Origin of the sequence: Leucobacter sp. Ag1 (assembly GCF_000980875.1) — a bacterium.
Taxonomy (GTDB): Bacteria; Actinomycetota; Actinomycetes; order Actinomycetales; family Microbacteriaceae; genus Leucobacter; species Leucobacter iarius.
The window spans coordinates 14,481-33,533 of sequence record NZ_LAYO01000072.1 but is presented as its reverse complement, the minus strand read 5'-3'; the positions used below and the strand labels follow the sequence as shown (position 1 = coordinate 33,533).

Genomic DNA, 19,053 nt, shown 5'->3' with positions numbered 1-19,053 from the left:
CCGCCGCGCGCGTCCGCGTAGGCCTCGCGTGCCGCGGCCTTGGCATTCGGGTCGCCGAGCGCGCCGCGCGCGGTCTCGGCGAGCGCGGCGAACTCCGTCGCGGTGCCGGCCTCGGCGCCGAGCACCGCGAGGATCCCGTCGAAGCGCTCGCGCTCCTGACGGACCGCGGTCAATCGCTGCTCGATCCCCCGGAGCTCGCGTTCGGCGGTCTCGAGCCGATCGCCGCCCGCGTTACGCAGCACCTCGAGCAGGCCGTCGCGCTCCGACTCCGCCGCGTCGGCCAGCGTCTGCTGCACGCGAACCGCGTCGTCGGCGTCGCGTTTCTGCGCCTGCAGCTCCCCCTCGACCGCGCGCAGCAGTTCGAGGCGGCGCCCGGCGCGCCAGAGCGAGGCCAGTGAGGCGGGGTCCGAGAATCGGCCGACCGCGTCGATCAGACGCAGTCGCTCCGCCGACTCCTCGATGCGGGTGCGCATGTCACGGATCGGGCGGAGCGCGCGCACCTGCTTCTGCGCGGTCACCATGCGACCGCGTGTGCTCTCGAGCTCGTCGAAGTGGCTGACCACCGCATCCGCGATGGTCAGCGTCTCGGGCTCCTCGAGCACCATCCGCTTGTAGAGCTCGTCGACGGTGGTGATCTGCTGCCCGGCCTGGATCCGGGCGAGCAGGCTCATCGCCTTCGATCCGGCTCCGGCGGCCCCGATGCCGAGCACCGAGTGGAGCCGTGCCGAGAACTCGCGGTCGGTCGCGACGGTCTCGAGCCCGGCCGCGCGGACCGATGCGTCCGAGAGCCGCTGCCCCGCCGCCGATTCGAGCGCGCTCAGGTCGAACGGGCCGTCGACGGTCGCGCGCACGCGCACCGTGTCGTCGAGCGTCCGCGCCGTCGCGGGGATGTACCAGGCCCGCACGGCGGTGAACCGCGATCCGTCGTGATCGAGCCAGGTCGCGGCGATGGCGGTCCAGGTGTCGGTGCCGTCTCCGCGGAGCACGCGCACCTTGGTGCCCTCCTCCGTGCGCGACTCGTCGATCTTGCCACGACCGTACGAGAGGATGTTGCGCTGCTCATCGCCGCGCGGCCGCCCCGCGACGCCGCCGTTGGACGCGCCGTTGAACGGTGTGGTGTGCGGCATCATGAGCGCGATGTAGGCGTCCATGAGCGTGGACTTGCCGGATCCGGATCCGCCGCACAGCAGCGTCGCCGTCGGCGAGAAGCGGACGCGGTGCGCCCCGTCGTATCCGCCCCAGTTCACGAGCTGGAGCTCGTCGGCGATCCACTGCTGGCCGCGCGAGGCGGCGGGGATCAGTCCGAAGAGGGTGTCGAGCATGGTCACAGCGCGTGCTCCTCTCGGTCGATGCCGTCGGTCGGTTCGGGATCCGGATCGGGGTCCGGGGCTGAGCCGGTCCCCGCGTCGGGCTCGCGGGTCGCGGGCCGCTCCCCCCGTTCGCGCAGCCAGACGCTGAGCTCGCGGAGCTGCTCGGCGCCGAGCACGATCTCGACGAGCGGGCTGATGCGGTACCGCCCCTCGGACTCCTCCTCGACGATGCCCTCCTGCCGGAGCCGGGCGAGCGCCGCGCGCACGGCCTTCTGGCGTCGGGCCTGATCCCCGTCGACCTCGGCGAAGTAGCTCAGCACGGTCTGCTCGACCTCTTCGATGTCGACGCGGGCCGACGCCTCGCCGGCGGTCGACTCGCGCTGGTAGACGGTGCGGAGGTAGACGAGCACGAGCGTCTCGGCGCGCGTGTAGGCCTCGTCGCGGAGCAGGATCGGCACGTCGAGCTCGTCGGAGCGGATCTGCTGCTTGTAGGCGACGCCGCGGCCCGAGTCGACCACGAGGTCGACGAACAGGTCGTGCAGGCGCGACTCGATCACCGACTGGTTCTCGAGCAGCACCTTCCAGTCGTCGCGGTTGCGCGCGGCGAGCAGGAAGCGACGCTGGAGCAGGCGCACGAGCACGCGGCGCACCTCGGGATCGAGCACGCCGCGGTCGCCCGGGAAGTACTCCCCCGGGTCGGCCTCCATCGGGACGGGGGCGACGAACGGTTCGACGGTTTCAGTCATCTGCGCCTTCTTCGGGTACGGCGGATTCTGTGCGGATACCGGCGGTGACGGAACCGAAGGCGAACCTGCGGCTCGTCCCGTCGGGTCGGAGCGCTTCGACGACGGAGACCTCGTCGCCCTCGCTCATGCCGGTGCGGTGCGCGATCTCGAGCAGGCCGAGCAGGTCGACCGGTCGGCGCTCGGCATCGGGAGCGCCCGCGAACGCGTCGGCCAGGTCGAAGCGCTCGCCGAGCCCGGCCACGTAGGCCTCGAGCTCGGTGTATCGGGGACCGCCCCAGGCTCGGGTGTCGGCCTCCTCGAACTCGGCCTCGCCCTCGGCCTCGCTCAGCGGCGCCGGGGCCGCGGGCGGGCGGATGTCGCTGAGCGTCTGCCGCAGATGGCCGACGCCCGCGACGGGGAACCCGCGCAGGGGTTCGACGCGGTCGCCCGCCTTCGCGTCCCGGGTCCAGTTCTGCAGCCCCGACATCACGCTGCGCAGCAGCTCGTCGACCTCGCGGTCGCGCGCGGGGTCGTGGGTGCGCACCTGCGCGGTGATCACGTGGGACGCGCGGCGCTGCGCGGTGAGCACCTCCTGCACCCCCTGCTCGACGCGCTTCGCGATCGCGTCGAGATCGCCGCGCTGCTCGGCGTCCATGAGCCGCGAGAACGGTTGTGCGAGCAGATTGCGCAGCTGATCCGTCAGGCGATCGATGTGCTCGGGATCGCCGATGAGCCGCAGCGCTCCCGCGAACGCGCGCCCCTCCGGGGTGGCCTGCATGACGTGCTGGCCGCGCTGCAGGTACTCGCGCAGCACCTCTCCGGCGGGCCGTACGTCGCGTCGCAGATCCGCGACGACGTCGCGCTGCATCGCGTTGATCGACTCGGCTACGCGGGAGAAGTCGGCCGGCAGCTCGCGAGCGAGGTGGAGCACGTTCTCCGCCTCCTCGAGCAGCAGCTCGTCGTCCGCGGGCTCGGGCGCCCCGTGCTCGTCGAGGCGCGCGAGCTCGGCGTCGATCGCCGCGCGATCGGCGAGGAGCCGGGCGCGCCGCTCCTCGGGATCCGGCTCGGCATCCTGCGCGAGCTGCTCGATCGTCTCGAGCAGGGTGCGCACGCGCGAGCGCGAGACCCGTGAACGCCCGCCGCCCGCGCGACCGGCGATCTCGAGCGCGCCGACGGCCTGCGCCGACAGCCGGTACACCTCTGCGTCGTCCACGATCTGCGGCACGAGCCAGCCCACCCGCACCCAGTACCGGCAGATCTCACGGCCCGAGCCCGCGGGCAGGCCGCGTTCCCGTCCGTCGTGATCGGCGGCGCGCAGCTCGTCGACGATCTCGCCGACCTCGACGTGCGCGTCCGAGACGGCGACCGTCGGACGATCCGCCGTGAAGACGAGCGAGAGCGCGGCGATCACGAACGGCGCGTACCGACCGTGCAGCAGATCGAGCGTCGGGTTCTTGAACGCCCCGATCGCTCGCTGGTACGCGGCCTCCGCCCTGCTGTGTCCCATCCCCGCGATCAGCGTCGCCGGAGCTTGCGCACGACCGACTTCGCGAGCGGCAGGCCGCGGGTCCAGATGCCGTAGCCGAACATCGGGCGGTCCCAGGTGCCCGCGAGCAGGTTCTCGTGCGAGGAGAACCCGGTCTTGAACGTGGTCACGCCGTCGTTGATGAGGCCGCCGAAGTCGTAGCGCTCGACGCCCCGGGCCTTCATCTCGCGGATCGCGTTCCATTTGAGCGCGTAGTTGGCGCGCAGCCGCTGACCGGTCTCGTCCATGCCGCCGTAGAGCTCGAACGAGGTGCGCCCGCTGACCGCGAGGAACAGGAACGCGACGGGCTTGCCGTCGACGTAGCTGGCCCAGATCGGCGCGTGCTCGCCGAGCATGGTGCGGGCGTCGTGGTAGTAGGAGTCCTCGTGCAGGCCGAAGTCGGCGCGCGCGCTGGTCGCACGGTAGACCTCGAGGCACTCCTCGAGCTGCTCGGCGGTCTCGACGCGGCGGATCTCGAGCGACTCCTCGCGCTCGGACTTGCGCACGTACTGGCGGTGCTTCTTCGACATGTCGCCCATGAGCTCGTCCTCGCTGCGCGTGAGGTCGAGGATCAGCGTGCGTGCGGGAAGCACCGTCGTCTCGGCGCGGCGCCAGGCGTCGGACAGCGGGAACCGGCCGTCGTCCTCGTCGGGCTCGATCGAGACCGCCACCGCGCGGCGCGTGCGACGCACGTAGTCCGCGACGGCGTCGGCGACCGCGCCCGGTGCCGGATCCTGCGCCGGTGCGCCGGCCGAGCCGGGAGTCGCGCCCTCGATCTCGGCGGCCTTCGGGCCGCGCGCGAGCACCGGACCGCGCGGGGCGTACACGAAGCCGCCCAGCGGCCAGGGCAGCTTGCGGGTGAGGAGCTGGCAGGCCCCGACAGTCTCGCCGTCGCGGGTCACGAGGACGCGCTCCGCCGACCAGCGGTGCGCGGACTTCAGCTCGCCCCAGCCCCAGAGCTGGAGCGGATGCCCGCCGAGGTCGATGACGGTCCGATCCCAGAGCTCCGGATCGGTGCAGGGGGTGACGGTGAGGGTCACGAACGGTTCCTTCCGAGCTTGCGGGAGACGAATGCGGTGAGTTCGGCGAGATCGGGCGAACGGATCAGCTTGAGCGTCACCAGGTAGACGGCCGAGACGACGATCGCCATCACCCCTGCGAACAGGATTGACAGGAGCATGCCGGGATCTGGCAAGACCAGGATCGACAGGAAGTAAAGCACGAGACCGATCACGAGCGCCGGAACCGAGGCGATGCCGTAGAGCAGCAGACTCGCGAGGATGCGCGAACCGTCGATAGTTCCGATCCGACGTCGCAGTAGCCAGACGGCAATGAGCGCTTCGACGACCGTGGTGAATGCGAACACCAACGCATATGCCGCCCCGAGCATCTCCTTCGGCAGCACGAGCAGGCCGAGCGACAGCAGCACGAGCAGAGTGATCTGAATCGTGGTGAAGATGAACGGCGTCTTGGTATCCGACAGCGCATAGAACGAGCGCTGGACCACGAACAGGAAACTGTACGCGGCCAGACCGACGATGTAGCACTGGAGCACGATCGTGAACCCGCCGACCTGAGCCGCTCCTGTTCCCGGATTGAGGATCCTGGCGAGGAACGGTGCTGCTGTAAAGATCGCGACCGAGGCGAGCACCATGACAAGAGATATCTGGCGCGCTGAGGCGGAGAAATCCGCCACGAACTCCGGCATCCGCCCGGTCTGCCCCCATCCGGCGAGACGGGTGAAGTATGCGGTTCCGAGGGATACCGCGATCACGGAGTGCGGGGTCATGAACAGCAGCCAGGCGTTCTGCATTGCAGTGGCCGAGGGTCCGTGCCCGGAAGAGGTGTTAATCACGGCCTGCGTGATGAAGCCGCCGAGCTGCATGACGATGATCGCCGCGAGGCTCCACCCGGCGATGCGGCCGGTCTGTCCGAGCCCCATTCCCTTCCAGCGGAAATCGGGGCGGAAACGGATTCCTGCCCGGCGCCAGGAGATGAACAGGATGAGCGACTGCACGACGACGCCGAGTGTCGCACTGCCTGCCAGCACTGCGATGCCGGCTGACGTCCACGCGCCGGGATCCTGCCCGCCCTTGGGGTCGGCGCCATACATCGCGATGTAGACGATGATGCCCGCTATGGCGATGACGTTATTGGCGACGGGCGCCCAAGTGAAGGGACCGAACACGCTGCGAGCGTTCAGCACTTCACCGAGCACCGTGTAGAGCCCATAGAAGATGATCTGCGGCAGGCACCAGTAGGCGAAGGCAGTCGCGAGGGCGCGCTGCGAGTCTCCCCACTCAGCAGTGAGGAGCCAGACGATCCAGGGCGCGATCAGCAGCAGGAGCGCCGTGCCGACCGCGAGCGCACTGACGACGAGCGTGAGTACGCGGTTGATGTATCCGGCACCGCCGTCGGGATCCTTCGCGGCCTTCACGATCTGCGGTACGAGCACCGCGTTGAGCATGCCGCCGAGCAGGATCATGTACATGGTGTTGGGCAGCAGGTTGCCGATCGCGAACGCGTCGCCGGATCGAGTCACCGACCCGCCGATCGCGAAGGCGAGGAGGCTCACCTTCACGAAACCGAGCACCCGGGAGACCATGGTCCCCGAGGCCATCACCGCGCTCGCGCGCGCCAGAGAGCCGGCCATCAGTAGTACGGGTCCTTCTGCACGGTGAGCGAGAGGCGGCGCGCGATGCGGTCGCCGATCTTCGCCCAGACGGAGAACTTGCTCGCGCTCAGCGGCAGATCCCACGCGCCCGCGTAGTCGACGATCTGCGGCGCGAAGCTCGTCTTGAACTGGCCGACGCCGTGCAGCGGGTGCGCGGTGTCGGAGGCCTGGCCCGAGGGAGGTGCCCCGCACAGGTCGTGGGTGACGGCACCGCGCTCGAGCGCCCAGCGCAGGACCTCCCACTGCAGAGCATGCGAGGCGCCGTAGGCGGTCTTCGCGCGCACCGAGGCGCCGTCCTTGTAGGTCGTCTTGGAACCGAGGCCCATGGCGAACGCACCCGCGACGAGCGCGCCGTCGCGGTAGGCGAAGAACAGCTGACCGTCGCCTGCTCGCTCGAAGCGCTGCCAGAACGTGCGGTAGTAGTCGGCGCTGCGCAGCACGAAACGCCCCTCGGCCGTCTCTTCGAGCAGGCGGAAGAACGCGGCGCAGTTCGCGTCGCTCGCGGGCACCCGCTCGACGGTGATCCCGTCGCGCGCGGCCTTCTTGATCGCGTAGCGGGCCTTCTTGCCGAGGCTCGCGAAGAGCTCGTCCTCGGTGCGCGGCTCGGCGCCGCTCCCCCGGACGTCGACGATCACCGTCGAGGGGTTCGGGATGATGCGCGCCGTCGGTACTGCGCCGAGCGCGCGAACGACTCGATCCGCCTCGGCGCTCGCCAGCACGCGCGGCTCGATCTTCAGCAGGAACGCCCCGTTGGCGCGCGCGAAGTCGGCCACGGCGCGGGTCGCGCGCGCGAACGCCTCGGGATCCTGCCCCGCGGCGTCGAGCGCGGCGGGACCGGCCGGCACGTGCCACCACTCGCCGAGCAGCGGCGCTCGCTTCGCGAGCACGCCGACGGCGACCGCGGTGCGATCCTCGTCGCCGAGCTCGACGATCAGCCGGTGCACGCGGTAGCGTCCGGCCTCGCGCTTCTGCTCGAGGTAGGCGTCGCCCTGCCAGACCTCGCCGCCGCCGGGGTTCGCCGCGATGAGCGCGTCCCAGCGGGCGCGCTCATCGTCCGTCGCGAACCGCACGGCGGCGACGGGCCGGGCTTCGACCGACACCGGTCAGACCACCACCACGACGGGGACGATCATCGACTTGCGGCGCAGCTTCGTACCGACCCAGCGGCCGATGGTGCGGCGGACGACCTGCTGCAGCGCGTGCTGATCGGTCGTCCCACCCTTCATCGCCTCTTCGAGAGCGTCGGCGATCTTCGGCTTGATGGCGTCGAACACCTTGTCGTCCTCGGCCACGCCCTTGGCGTGGATCTCGGGACCCGACACGATCTGGCCGAGGCTCGTCTCGACGACCGTGATCACCGAGATGAAGCCCTCCTCCGCCAGCGTGCGACGATCGCGCAGATCGTCGTCGGTGACCCGGCCGACGCTCTTGCCGTCGACGTAGATGAAGTCGATCTCGAGCTGCCCGACGACGCGCGCGACGCCGTCGACCAGGTCGACCACGGTGCCGTTCTCGCCGATGATGGTGCGGTTCTGCGGCACGCCCGTCTCGATCGCGACGCCGGCGTTCGCCACGAGGTGGCGGTACTCGCCGTGGATCGGCATGACGTTCTTCGGGCGGACGATGTTGTAGCAGTACATGAGCTCGCCGGCGGCGGCGTGGCCCGAGACGTGCACCTTGGCGTTGCCCTTGTGCACGACGTTCGCGCCGAGCTTCATGAGGCCGTTGATCACCCGGTAGACCGAGTTCTCGTTGCCCGGGATCAGGCTCGACGCCAGGATCACGGTGTCGCCCTGGCCGATCTCGACCTGGTGCTCCTGGTTCGCCATGCGGCTCAGGACCGCCATGGGCTCGCCCTGCGAACCGGTCGACATGTAGACGATGCGGTGGTCGGGGATGTCGCCGCTCTTCTTGAGATCGACGAGCACGCCCTCGGGCACCTCGAGGTAGCCGAGATCCGACGCGATCTTCATGTTGCGGACCATCGAACGGCCGAGCAGCACGACGCGGCGGCCGGCCTTCTGCGCGGCGTCGAGCACCTGCTGCACGCGGTGCACGTGGCTCGAGAAGCTCGCCACCACGACCTTGCCGCGGGCCTTCTCGATGACGCGCTCGAGCACGGGACCGATGTCCTTCTCGAGCGGGGTGAAGCCCGGGACCTCGGCGTTGGTCGAGTCCGTCATGAACAGGTCGACGCCCTCCTCGCCCAGGCGGGCGAAGGCGCGCAGATCGGTGATGCGGCCGTCGAGCGGCAGCTGATCCATCTTGAAGTCGCCCGTGCCGATGACCAGGCCGGCCTCGGTGCGGATCGCGACCGCGAGCGCGTCGGGGATCGAGTGGTTCACCGCGATGAACTCGAGGTCGAACGGACCGAACTTCACGCGGTCGCCCTCGGCGACCTGACGCAGCTCGGGCGTGATCCGGTGCTCCTTGAGCTTCGCCGAGATGAACGCGAGCGTGAGCTTCGACCCGACCAGCGGGATGTTCGGACGACGCTTCAGCAGGTAGGGCACACCGCCGATGTGATCCTCGTGACCGTGCGTGAGCACGACCGCGACGATGTCGTTCAGGCGGTTCTCGATCTGCGAGATGTCGGGCAGGATCAGGTCGACGCCCGGCTGGTGCTCCTCGGGGAAGAGCACGCCGCAGTCCACGATCAGCAGCTTGCCGTTGATCTCGTAGACCGTCATGTTGCGGCCGACCTCGCCGAGGCCGCCCAGCGGGGTGATGCGAAGGGTGCCGTTCTTGAGCTTCGGCGGAGCATACGGGGTGGTGACGGGCACACAGCCTCCTGGTCAGGGCCCCGATCCTTCGGGGCCGTTCGGTTAGCGGGTGGTCCCTGCGATCTTCGGCAGGGCGCCGCCGGCAGCCGCGTTGCGGTCCGGCCGGAAGTTCTGGAAATCGACGCCGGCGACGTCGTGCACGAGCGCGAGCTCGTCCTCGATCATGGCGGCCTCCCACTCCTCGGGACCGACGAGCGGCAGGCGCACGCGCGGGCTCGAGATGCGGCCGAGGCCGTGCAGCACGTACTTGGCCGCGACGGTGCCGGGCACGTGGGTCATGATGGCGCGCACGAGGGGCTCGAGCCGCTGGTGCTGCTCGCGCGCCGTGTGCAGGTCGCCCGCGTTCACCGCGTCGATGATGGTGCGGTAGGGCGCGGCGGTGATGTTGGCGGTGACCCCGATGAGGCCGGTGGCCCCGATCGAGAGGTGCGGAAGCACGTTCGCGTCGTCGCCCGAGAAGTACATGAGGTCGGTCTGGTTCAGCACCCGGCTGACCTCGCTGAAGTCGCCCTTGGCGTCCTTCACCGCGAGCACGTTGGGGTGCTTCGCGAGCCGCAGGATCGTCTCGTACTTGATCGGCACGCCGGTGCGGCCGGGGATGTCGTACAGGATGACCGGCAGGTCGGTGGAGTCCGCGACCATGCGGAAGTGGGTCAGCAGGCCCGCCTGGGTGGGCTTGTTGTAGTACGGCGTGACGATCATGACGCCGTCTGCGCCGGCCTTCTCGCTGGCCTTGTAGAGCTCGATGGCGTGCGCGGTCTCGTTGGAGCCGCCGCCAGTGATGATCTTCGCGCGCCCGCCCGAGACCGACTTCGCGACCTCGACGAGCTTGATCTTCTCGGGGTCGGTGAGGGTGCTCGTCTCGCCGGTGGTGCCGGTCACGACGATGCCGTCGGCCCCGCTGGAGATGCAGTGGTCGATGTGGGCCTCGGTGGCCGCCCAGTCGACTTCGCCGTCGGCCTGGAACGGGGTCACCAGAGCGACCAGTACCTGGCCGAAGGGATTCTCGCGCTGTGTCACACGCCTAGGCTACCGGACCCGCGGCGGAGAGTTGGCTGCGGCACCGTTTGTTCGGCGGCTTCTTCGGTTTCGGGTTCGCGCGCGAGTGCGGGCGGGGCGCGCCTCTGGCATGCGCCGAGATGACCCTTTCGCGGGTGATGGGCGCCCAAAACCCGCGGAAGGGGCATCTCGGCGTCGGTCCCCACGCGTTGGCGCGCTCTCGCTGTGGACAACGACGGATCGGATCCTCGTCCGCGGCAATCTGGCTCCATGCCCCGGACTCCGACACCACTGCCCGGGCCGTGGCCCGACTCGGCGCCCGGCTCCACCGCCCGCACCGCGGAGGCCGCGCGTGCGGGAATCACTCGGAACATGCTCGCGCACCGCCGGTTCGAATCACCGCACCGCGGCGTGCACCGGTTGTGGTCGGAGCAGCAGGAGCCGAGGTTCCCCGAGCAGCGCGTGCTCGATCTCGCGCGCGCCTACGTCCCGAAGCTCCGTCGCGGGGAGGCCTTCAGCCACACGACGGCCCTCCTCGCCTTCGGTGCGCCGATCCGGTCACCCGAGGTCGTGCACCTCGCGGCGCCCCTCCCGCTCCGAGCCGCGCGGGGCCGCACGGTCGTCGGGCACGGCGTCGGTTCGGACTTCGAGGTCGTCCTATCACCCGCGGGGCTTCCCTGCGTACGTCCGGTCGCGGCGCTCGCCCAGAGCGCGGCGCTGCTCCCCCTTCGCGAGCTCGTCGTGGCGATGGATCACCTCGTGCTCCCCCGCGGCCCGCGGCACCGAGTCACGCCGCTCGTGCCGCTCGAGGCGCTGCACGCCGAAGTCGCTCGTGCTTCGGGCCGCGGGGTCCGCAAGCTTCGCGCCGCGTTGAGCCTCACCCGGATCGGCGCGGAATCGCGCATGGAGACCGAAGTCCGACTCGAACTCGTCGCGCTGGGGCTCGACGACCTCGATCTCCAGGTCGAACTGCGGCGGGCCGACGGCACATTCATCGGCCGCTTCGACCTGGTCGACCGCGCGAGAAGACGCATCATCGAATACGACGGCGAGCAGCACCGCACCGACCGGGCCCAGTACTTGAAGGACCTGGCGCGGATCGAGGCCGCCCGCGAGGAGGGGTACCGGCTGCTGCGCCTGCACCGCGAGGATCTTCTTCGGAGCAGAATCACCGAGACCCGGGCGCGGCTCTGCCGGTTCCTCGACCGGGAGCCGCGCCCCATCATGGCCGAACTGGCCCGCCTCCTCGCCGAGCGCTGAGCGGTGGGGCGGGGCGTGTGTCTGGCTCGGGGTCGGGGTCTGGCTCGGGGTCGGGGTCTGGCTCGGGGGTCATGCTCTTGGCCCGTCCTCACCCCACCGAGATGACCCGTCGAGATGACCCTTTCGCGGGTTATGAGCGCCCATAACCCGCGAAAGGGTCATCTCGGCGAGGGCGCGAACGCGGGGGCAAGGGGTCGGGTGAGGGGTCGGGTGAGGGGTTCGAGGCTCGAGGTGCGGGTCGGGGTCGGGGTCTGGAGCTGGGTGCGGGGGTCTGGGTGCGGGCTTTGAGGCTCGAGGTTCAGGGGTCCGGACTCGACTTGGAGGGCAAGGGCCGGGGCAAGGGCCGGGCTCAGGGTTTGATGTTCAGAGCTCGAGGCTCTGAGCTCGAGGTTCACTCTCTCGCCCCGCCCTCAGCCCGTCGAGATGACCCTCTCGCGGGCTATGAGCGCCCAAAACCCGCGAAAGGGTCATCTCGGCGAGGGCGCGAATGTGCAGACGCGCAAAGGCGGGAAGGCGGGAACACCCGGCACGCCTCAGGGCGATGTTGAAGCCGCGCGACTCACGAACCCGCGGATCAGGTGAGTCAGATCAGAGGGGTCAGACCCGCAGGTAGCGTTCGAAGCGGTAGCCGAGGCCCGTCTTCGAAGTCGCGGGAACGCCAGGGTCGACAAGGCGCCACTCGGGCCCGATCTCGGGCGCGAAAGTGTCGGCGTCGGGCACGTCGAGCTCGATGCGGGTCACGACCAGTTCCGTCGCGAGCGGCATCGCCGCGCGGTACAGCTGCCCGCCGCCCATGATCCACGCGCGCGACGAAACGCCGTCGGCGCCAGGAGCACCCACGAACTCCGTACCGGCTCCCGCATCGGCCAGGGCCTCAACGGCGCCCCCGGAAACCCCGGGGCCCTGGGCCTCTGTGCTCTCCTCAACGCGAGCGGCACCGCCCGCCAGGTCGAGAGCGGACTCGACCGACGCCGCGACGCGAGCACCCTCGGCGACGAACCCCGGATCCCGGGTCACCACGATGTTCGCGCGACCGGGCAACGGGCGGAAGCGTTCGGGCAGCGACTCCCACGTGCGGCGGCCCATGATCACCGGATCACCGAGCGTCGTCCGCTTGAAATGCGCCAGGTCCTCGGGCAGGTGCCACGGCATGTCGCCGTCGCGCCCGATCGCGCCGCCCCGCGCCTCGGCCCAGATCATGCCGAGTCTGCGGAGTTCCGTGACCCGCCGCTCGGAGCCGTCGCGCTCGCTCACCCGAACGGCCTAGACCGCGACCGGGGCCTTGATGCCCGGGTGGTGCTGGTAGTCGAGGACCTCGAAGTCGTCGAGCTCGTAGTCGAAGATGGAATCCCGCTTGCGGATGCTGATCTTCGGGTACGGGAACGGCTCGCGCGCGAGCTGCTTCTCGACCTGCTCGACGTGATTGTCGTAGACGTGGCAATCGCCGCCCGTCCAGACGAACTCGCCCGGCTCGAGGCCCGTCTGCTGCGCGACCATGAGCGTGAGCAGCGCGTAAGAGGCGATGTTGAACGGCACTCCGAGGAACATGTCGGCCGAACGCTGGTAGAGCTGGCACGAGAGCTTGCCGTCGGCCACGTAGAACTGGAAGAAGGCATGGCACGGCGCGAGCGCCATCTGGTCGAGCTCGGCCACGTTCCAGGCGGAGACGATGAGACGGCGGGAGTCGGGGTTCGAACGGATCTGCTCGATCACCTGCGAGATCTGGTCGATGTGCTCGCCCGACGGCGTCGGCCACGAACGCCACTGCACGCCGTAGACGGGGCCCAGGTCGCCGCTCGCGTCAGCCCACTCGTCCCAGATGGTCACACCGTTGTCGGTGAGGAACTTGGTGTTGCCCTCGCCGCGCAGGAACCAGAGCAGCTCGATCGCGACCGACTTGAAGTGCACCCGCTTGGTGGTCAGCAGCGGGAACGACTCGGCCAGATCGAAGCGGATCTGGCGGCCGAACAGGCTGCGCGTGCCGGTTCCGGTGCGGTCGCCCTTGGGCGTTCCGTGCTCGAACACCTCGCGCAGCAGGTCCTCGTAGGGGGTCGGGATCTCGTTCGTGCTCACGTCGAGAAGTCTACCGGCGAGGTCCGACATCGGGCCGCGGCCGAGGCCGCGTTCGCTCGGAGCGTGGCGGAGGAGGATCCTGCGACTCGCAAGCTCGCGCAGGATGACGAAGGGGCCAGCTCGCGCAGGATGACGAAGGGGCAAGCTCGCGCATGATGACGAGCGGGCAAGCTCGCGCAGGATGACCAGGGGGGGCAGGCTCGCGCATGATGCCGCCCCGCAGACTCACCCAGCGGACGGACGCAGCGGGAACTCCCGCACGCTCGCGAAGCGGCGCTCACCACCGTCGATCGGGTCCGGGAATCGGAGCTCGCTCGCGAGCAGCTGCAGGGGCGTGCTGAAATCGTCGACCGCGATCTCCTGCACCGCCGGATAGAGCGGATCGCCCTCGATCGGGATCCCGAGACCCAGCATGTGCAGGCGCAGCTGATGGGTCTTGCCGGTGCGCGGAGTGAGCCGGTACACACCACGGTGCTCGCCGCGGCTCGCGACCCCATCAAGGCTCGCGACCCCATCAAGACTCGCGACCTCGCCGCGCTGCGGATCGCCCACCACCGGCAGCTCGCGTTCCAGCTCCACGAGCGATTCGGAGTTCGGTTCGAGACCGGGCACTTCCTCCCCCTGCCAGGTGCCGTGCCGTTTGCGCAGGTGGTTGCGCACGGTGGCGGGCAGGGCGAGGTCGTCGCGAATCCGCGCGACCGCCCGGTAGGTCTTCGACACCTCGCCCCGCATGAACATGCTCTGGTAGGCGCCGCGCCAACGACGCTCGGTGGCGAGGATCAGGAGCCCGGAGGTGACCCGATCGAGTCGGTGCATCGGCGTCAGCTCCGGCAGTCCGAGCTCGTGCCGCATGCGCACCACGACACTCTCGGTGATGTGCTTGCCGCGCGGGATCGACGAGAGGAAGGGCGGCTTGTCGACCACGACGATCCGGTCGTCGCGGTGCACGACGTGCACGGCGCCGGGCACCGGAGTCTCCTCCGGCAGGTCGCGGTAGAACCAGACGAAGGTGTGCGAGCGGTACTCCTCATCGGCGCGCAGCGGCTCTCCCGAGTCGAGCACGAAGCGCTCGTCGGCGATGAACGCGTCGACGTCGATGTGCTCGGAGAGCCGGTGATGCAGCCAGTCGCGCATGGTCGGCCAGGGGCGCGGGTTCGCCGGATCGCGGTCGGGCGACCGCATCCAGGCGGAATCGAGTCCGAGGCGCTGCGGCAGCGGGGAACGCGGGGGCATCCGAGGAGTCTAGCCCGCGGTGGCGGCGCGATTCACCGCGCTGCCGCCCACTTCGGGTTCACCGCGATCGCGTGGACATGCAGGTTCCGGCGCGGGAAGTCGAGGGTGTCGACGTCGAGCACGATGCGGCGCTCCCCCGTGCGCGCGTCGACGCTGAAGATCGCGAGCCGATCGAGCCGGTCGAATCCCGGCCCCCTGCGGTCGTCGATGTACTTCTCTTGCGCCGCGACCCCGTAGACGCGATCGCCGACCCGGTCGAGCACGCCCTGATCGGTGCCGACCACGGGTTCGAAGTCGTCGAGGAAGTCGGTGAGCGTCGCCGAGTCGATGGCCTCGGCGATCGTCGGTGCCGATCCGCCGCCTGCGGCACCGGATCCTGCGGCACCGGACCCACCGGATGCACCGGACCCACCGGCCCCACCAGAGGCACCGGATCCACCGGCCCCGGCCCCACCGAGCGCCGCGTCGCCGACGGGGATCGACCAGAGCCGTCGATCCGCGGCCCAGTACAGCCGCCCGTCGTTCACGAACGGCATGCTCGGCCCGGACCTGCTCAGCGCTTCCGGATAACGCACGTCGAGCGTGCGCTGCGCACCGGAGGCCCGATCCCAGATCCGCACGGTCTGCGTGGAGTCGGCCCGATCCGGGATCTCGCCGATCCCGATGATCCGGTCGCCGTCGCAGGTCATCGCCTGGACGCCCGTGAACGTGCCGAGTCCGCTGATGTCGCGCGATCCGGCGTCGATCGTGCGCGGATGTCCGTCTTCGCCGACCGCGACGAGTTCGCCGTCGCAGTTCGCGAGCTCGGGGTGCGCGTACTCCGGCTTGACCGAGGTCAGCTGCTTCGTCTTCGCGTTCACGAAGGCCAACCGCTGCCCTTCCTGGGTGCTCATCTGCACCGCGAAGCCGTCACGGGTGGCGAATCGCCCCCACTCGGTCGAGCGGTCCAGGTCGCCGGGCAGCGGCAGTCGGGTGAGGCTCTTCGCCCCGAGCAGGTATTCGTCGGTCGGCCCGCCGGTGCTGAGGCCGGCGTCCGACCAGGCGATGCGGGACCGTTCGAAGCCGCGTTCCTCGAGCTGCACCGAGCGCGTCCTGCCCTGCGGGTTCACGAGCACCAGGTAGGAGGTGCCGTCGGCGTCGAGGCGCATCGCGGCGATGGCGTCCTCGATGCCGAAGTCGTCGGAGATGGGCGGCGCTTTCAGATACTTCGTGATCGCCGGTCCGCCGAAGATGGCGCCGAGGACGATCGCGGCCAGAGCGACGGCACCCCAGTTGCGCAGGAGCTGCTTGCGGCGACCGGCCGGCGCGGGTTTCGCCGACGCGGTCTTCTTGCTCTCCTGGCCCATCGCTCGATTGTTCCACGGAAACACCGAAGCGCAGCGGCGGACCGCTGCGCTTCGGTGGATGTCGCCACGAGGCGACGCGGGTCGTGCCGCGGGTTCGGGATCAGAGCCCGTCGTCGAACACCTCGACCGTGCCGGTCGCTTCGCTCGCGTCGACGCGGCGCAGCACCTGTCCCTTGAAGAAGGGCTTGGAGACGCGCGACTGGAGGAACATGAGCACGACGCCGATGCCGAGGACGGTGACGCCGATGATGCCGACGAGGCCGACGCCGCCGATGTTGTTGCCGGACCCCGCCGACGGATCCATGCTGTCGATCGTGGTCTGCACGAACACGATCAGCAGCAGGATGCCGCCGATGGCGGGCAGCACGATCTTCGAGATGACCGATCCGACGCCCTCGCGGAAGGCGGTCTTGCGGAAGTACCAGGGGCTCGCGAGCGCCGTGATGCCGTAGTAGAAGCAGACCATGATGCCGAGTGCGGTGATGGTGTCCCACAGCACGTCGTTGCTGATGAAGCGCATGATCGCGTAGAACCCGGAGGCGACGAGCGACGACAGCATGAGCGCGACGTACGGCGACTTGTACTTCGGGTGGATCTTCTTGATCGACTTGGGCAGCGCGCCGTAGTGCGACATCGCGAGCAGGGTGCGCGCGGGCGAGATGGCGGTGGAGTTGATGGACGCCATCGCGGAGACGAGGATCGCGAGCGAGAGCAGCAGCGCGGCGGGGCCCATGACGGGGTGCGCGAGCGCGGCGAACACGTTCTCGGCGATCGCGGAGTTGCCGAGGCCGGTCGGGCCGTCGCCGACGCCGGCGAAGGCGACGGTCGCGGCTGCGGTGCCGACGTACATGACGACGAGGATGCCGACGAGGATCATCGCGGCCTTGCTCTCGGTCGACATGCGGCCCTTGGAGGGCTTGGTCTCCTCGCCCATGGTCAGCACGGTGTCCCAGCCCCAGTAGACGAAGATCGAGACGGCGATGCCGGCGGCGAAGGCGCTGAAGCTCGACACCTCGAAGGGGTTGAACCAGGAGAGCTCGGGCATCTTGCCCTCGGTGTTCGCCGGGTCGGCCGCGCCGATGAACATGGCGACGACGAACCAGACCATGACGGCCATCTGGAAGATGACGGTGAGGTACTGGAAGATCTTGGTCGAGGTCATGCCGCGGTAGGAGATGAACGTGGCGAGCGCCATGAATCCGAGGCAGACGGCGATGTTGATCAGCTTGTTCTGCGCGATGTCGGCGATCGAGGGGTCGCCGACGAGGATGCTGATCGATTGGAAGAGGAATTCGACGGCGACGCCGGCGAGGTTCGAGAGGACGAGCACGGTGGCGGCGATGAGCCCCCAGCCCGCCATCCAGCCGATCCAGGGACCGAAGGCGCGGGTGGCCCAGGTGAAGGAGGTGCCGGAGTCGGGCATCGCCGAGTTGAGCGCGCGGTAGCCGATGGCGACGAGCAGCATGGGGATGAAGCCCATGAGGAAGATCGCCGGGGTCTGGTAGCCGACCTCGCTCGCGGCGGGGCCGACGGCGGAGGTCAGGGTGTACGCCGGGGCGCACGTCGAGAGGCCGATGACGAGTGCGCCGAGCACTCCCACCGTTCCGCTGGGCAGTCCCTTGCGGCTGATGCCGGTCACCGAGTCGAGTGCTCGGGTAGGCGGTTCAGCGAGCTGAGCTTTTCGTGGCATGCCGAAATCGTCCCTCTGGGCGCTTCGCCGCGCCCGGTCGTACTTGCACCGGCTGGCGTGAGCAAGGGCGCGTCGGTGAGGCCCTCGGTCGGTGCGATCCCGAACGAGTTTAGGTCGTTCGCCGAACGTTTCCCTAATCGCGCGAAGGATATTCGTTGAACGTCCGCTGAAATGCGACGTTACCGAATGTTTCTGCGTCAGCCGCGTGACTTGGCGATCGCGGACCGAATCGCGGCGCGTGCGCGGCGTCGGTCGCCGCAGGCGTCGTAGACGAGTCCGAGGCGCATCCAGTTCTGCCAGGATTCGGGGTCGGCTTCGACCTCGGCCTGGTACTTGGGGAACGCGGCGTCGGCCTGGTCGCGGTCGGGGCGGCCGCTGGGCGAGACGTCGACATCCTCCTCTGGCAGGCGCCCTTCGGCTGCGAGCCGGTCGACGAGCCGGGTGGCGCGCGCGCCGAACATGAGTTCGCGCACGAGCGCCCAGACGCCGATGAGCGGCAGCACGAGCAGGGCGACGCCCATGGCGACGGCGAGCGGGGTTCCGGTGGCCAGGAGCGCGAACGCGCGGACTCCGGCGAACCCGAAGTAGAGCACGAGCAGCACGCTCATGACCACGACCCCGATGATGGATCGGATCCGCGCGCTCACGCCGCGCCCTCGGTGGCGTTGGCCTCGGCGGCGCCGGCGGCGTCGGAGCCGGAGGAGCCGATGCCGAGGACGCGGTCGAGGCCGACGACGAGCCCGTCGAGTTCGCCGGCCGCGCGGAGGGCGGCGCGGATTCCGGGGCCGTAGGCAGCATTGGAGTGCGTGTCGTGGGTGATCGTGAGCACCTCGCCCGCGCCGCCGAACCGGACCTCCTGCTTGGCGACGACTCCGGCGAGGCGGAGGCTGTGCACCGGGATCCCCGCGATGAGTTCGCCGCGGGCGGTCTGCTCGGCGAACGGCGCGTCGATCGGCTTGCCCGACCGGGCGTCGGCGATGAGTTCGGCCGTGCGCACCGCGGTGCCCGAGGGCGAGTCGACCTTGCCGGGGTGGTGCGCTTCGATGATCTCGACGGAGTCGAAGAAGGGTGCCGCGATGCGGGCGAGCGCGGTGCCCAGCACGGAGCCGAGCGAGAAGTTGGGGACGACGAGCGCGGCGGCCCCGGGGAGCTCGTCGACGAGGCGCTGCAGTTCGGCGAGCCGCTCTGCCGACCAGCCGCTCGTGCCGACGATGACGCGCTGGCCGCGGCGGAGGGCGCGTTCGACGATGGCGGGTGAGGCTTCGGGGTGGCTGACGTCGACGAGGATGGTCGCGTCGGCGCCGTCGTCGGGTGCGCTGGCGCTCGTGAGGCGGGCGGTCAGCGTGAAGTCGGGATCGGACTCGACGATCTCGCAGACGAGGGCGCCCAGGCGGCCGGTGGCCCCGGAGACGGCGACGGAGGTGCTCATGGTTCC

16 protein-coding genes are annotated in these 19,053 nt (G+C 69.9%); 1 reads left to right on the top strand and 15 read right to left on the bottom strand.

The window, feature by feature from the left end:
• The 8 genes from XM48_RS03470 to dapA all read right to left on the bottom strand — a co-directional run.
• A partial coding sequence (locus XM48_RS03470) for an ATP-binding protein (protein ID WP_046454397.1) occupies positions 1–1,328 on the bottom strand: 1,328 nt, incomplete at its 3' end.
• The gene (locus XM48_RS03465) at positions 1,325–2,056 is read right to left on the bottom strand and encodes a DUF4194 domain-containing protein (protein WP_046454396.1); all 732 of its coding nucleotides are present in this window, start codon (positions 2,054–2,056) and stop codon (positions 1,325–1,327) included. The genes XM48_RS03465 and XM48_RS03470, both read right to left, overlap by 4 nt.
• Positions 2,049–3,542, bottom strand: coding sequence for a DUF3375 domain-containing protein (locus XM48_RS03460; RefSeq protein WP_046454395.1), 1,494 nt, complete (start codon positions 3,540–3,542; stop codon positions 2,049–2,051). Before XM48_RS03460 ends, XM48_RS03465 begins: the two co-directional genes overlap by 8 nt.
• 8 nt (positions 3,543–3,550) lie before the next feature.
• A complete protein-coding gene (locus XM48_RS03455; RefSeq protein ID WP_046454394.1) occupies positions 3,551–4,600 on the bottom strand; it encodes a peptidoglycan bridge formation glycyltransferase FemA/FemB family protein in 1,050 nt (349 codons plus the stop codon).
• On the bottom strand, positions 4,597–6,213 hold the full coding sequence (gene murJ, locus XM48_RS03450; protein WP_046454393.1) for a murein biosynthesis integral membrane protein MurJ: 1,617 nt from the start codon (positions 6,211–6,213) through the stop codon (positions 4,597–4,599). The genes XM48_RS03455 and murJ overlap by 4 nt, the downstream gene beginning before the upstream one ends.
• Complete coding sequence (locus tag XM48_RS03445; RefSeq protein ID WP_046454392.1) at positions 6,213–7,334, bottom strand: peptidoglycan bridge formation glycyltransferase FemA/FemB family protein; 1,122 nt, start codon at positions 7,332–7,334, stop codon at positions 6,213–6,215. The genes murJ and XM48_RS03445 overlap by 1 nt, the downstream gene beginning before the upstream one ends.
• 3 nt (positions 7,335–7,337) lie before the next feature.
• Complete coding sequence (locus XM48_RS03440) at positions 7,338–9,017, bottom strand: ribonuclease J (RefSeq protein WP_046454391.1); 1,680 nt, start codon at positions 9,015–9,017, stop codon at positions 7,338–7,340.
• Between the two features lie 42 nt (positions 9,018–9,059).
• Positions 9,060–10,037: a 4-hydroxy-tetrahydrodipicolinate synthase gene (dapA, locus tag XM48_RS03435; RefSeq protein WP_046454390.1), complete on the bottom strand. Its 978-nt coding sequence runs from the start codon at positions 10,035–10,037 to the stop codon at positions 9,060–9,062.
• A 351-nt stretch (positions 10,038–10,388) separates the two neighbouring features.
• Here dapA and XM48_RS03430 point away from each other — a divergent pair, with 351 nt between their 5' ends.
• A complete protein-coding gene (locus tag XM48_RS03430) occupies positions 10,389–11,276 on the top strand; it encodes a hypothetical protein (protein ID WP_052961266.1) in 888 nt (295 codons plus the stop codon).
• Positions 11,277–11,873: 597 nt separating this feature from the next.
• On the opposite strand, the gene XM48_RS03425 is transcribed toward XM48_RS03430, so the two are convergent.
• The 7 genes from XM48_RS03425 to dapB all read right to left on the bottom strand — a co-directional run bounded on the left by XM48_RS03425 (position 11,874) and on the right by dapB (position 19,047).
• Entirely contained in the window at positions 11,874–12,476 is a 603-nt protein-coding gene (locus XM48_RS03425) for a dihydrofolate reductase (RefSeq protein ID WP_046454400.1), read from the bottom strand.
• A 63-nt stretch (positions 12,477–12,539) separates the two neighbouring features.
• Complete coding sequence (locus XM48_RS03420; protein WP_046454389.1) at positions 12,540–13,379, bottom strand: thymidylate synthase; 840 nt, start codon at positions 13,377–13,379, stop codon at positions 12,540–12,542.
• A 195-nt stretch (positions 13,380–13,574) separates the two neighbouring features.
• On the bottom strand, positions 13,575–14,582 hold the full coding sequence (locus tag XM48_RS03415) for a pseudouridine synthase (RefSeq protein ID WP_046454388.1): 1,008 nt from the start codon (positions 14,580–14,582) through the stop codon (positions 13,575–13,577).
• A gap of 32 nt (positions 14,583–14,614) precedes the next feature.
• Positions 14,615–15,928 (bottom strand): hypothetical protein, encoded by a 1,314-nt coding sequence (locus tag XM48_RS03410; protein ID WP_046454387.1) that lies wholly within the window; start codon positions 15,926–15,928, stop codon positions 14,615–14,617.
• A 100-nt stretch (positions 15,929–16,028) separates the two neighbouring features.
• Positions 16,029–17,618, bottom strand: a complete 1,590-nt coding sequence (locus XM48_RS03405) for an APC family permease (protein WP_046454386.1) — start codon at positions 17,616–17,618, stop codon at positions 16,029–16,031.
• A 197-nt stretch (positions 17,619–17,815) separates the two neighbouring features.
• Positions 17,816–18,226 carry a hypothetical protein gene (locus tag XM48_RS03400; RefSeq protein WP_369699848.1) on the bottom strand — a complete coding sequence of 137 codons (411 nt, stop codon included), beginning with the start codon at positions 18,224–18,226 and terminating at the stop codon, positions 17,816–17,818.
• A 35-nt stretch (positions 18,227–18,261) separates the two neighbouring features.
• Entirely contained in the window at positions 18,262–19,047 is a 786-nt protein-coding gene (dapB, locus tag XM48_RS03395; RefSeq protein WP_046454385.1) for a 4-hydroxy-tetrahydrodipicolinate reductase, read from the bottom strand.
• Between the last annotated feature and the right edge of the window lie 6 nt (positions 19,048–19,053).

What these genes read in the sequence shown, in the direction of transcription:
- XM48_RS03465 (WP_046454396.1), bottom strand. Translation starts at nt 2,056, where the DNA reads ATGACTGAAACCGTCGAACCGTTCGTCGCCCCCGTCCCGATGGAGGCC.
- XM48_RS03460 (WP_046454395.1), bottom strand. Translation starts at nt 3,542, where the DNA reads ATGGGACACAGCAGGGCGGAGGCCGCGTACCAGCGAGCGATCGGGGCG.
- murJ (WP_046454393.1), bottom strand. Translation starts at nt 6,213, where the DNA reads ATGGCCGGCTCTCTGGCGCGCGCGAGCGCGGTGATGGCCTCGGGGACC.
- XM48_RS03430 (WP_052961266.1), top strand. Translation starts at nt 10,389, where the DNA reads ATGCTCGCGCACCGCCGGTTCGAATCACCGCACCGCGGCGTGCACCGG.
- XM48_RS03425 (WP_046454400.1), bottom strand. Translation starts at nt 12,476, where the DNA reads ATGATCTGGGCCGAGGCGCGGGGCGGCGCGATCGGGCGCGACGGCGAC.
- XM48_RS03420 (WP_046454389.1), bottom strand. Translation starts at nt 13,379, where the DNA reads ATGTCGGACCTCGCCGGTAGACTTCTCGACGTGAGCACGAACGAGATC.
- XM48_RS03415 (WP_046454388.1), bottom strand. Translation starts at nt 14,582, where the DNA reads ATGCCCCCGCGTTCCCCGCTGCCGCAGCGCCTCGGACTCGATTCCGCC.
- XM48_RS03410 (WP_046454387.1), bottom strand. Translation starts at nt 15,928, where the DNA reads ATGGGCCAGGAGAGCAAGAAGACCGCGTCGGCGAAACCCGCGCCGGCC.
- XM48_RS03405 (WP_046454386.1), bottom strand. Translation starts at nt 17,618, where the DNA reads ATGCCACGAAAAGCTCAGCTCGCTGAACCGCCTACCCGAGCACTCGAC.
- XM48_RS03400 (WP_369699848.1), bottom strand. Translation starts at nt 18,226, where the DNA reads ATGAGCGTGCTGCTCGTGCTCTACTTCGGGTTCGCCGGAGTCCGCGCG.
- dapB (WP_046454385.1), bottom strand. Translation starts at nt 19,047, where the DNA reads ATGAGCACCTCCGTCGCCGTCTCCGGGGCCACCGGCCGCCTGGGCGCC.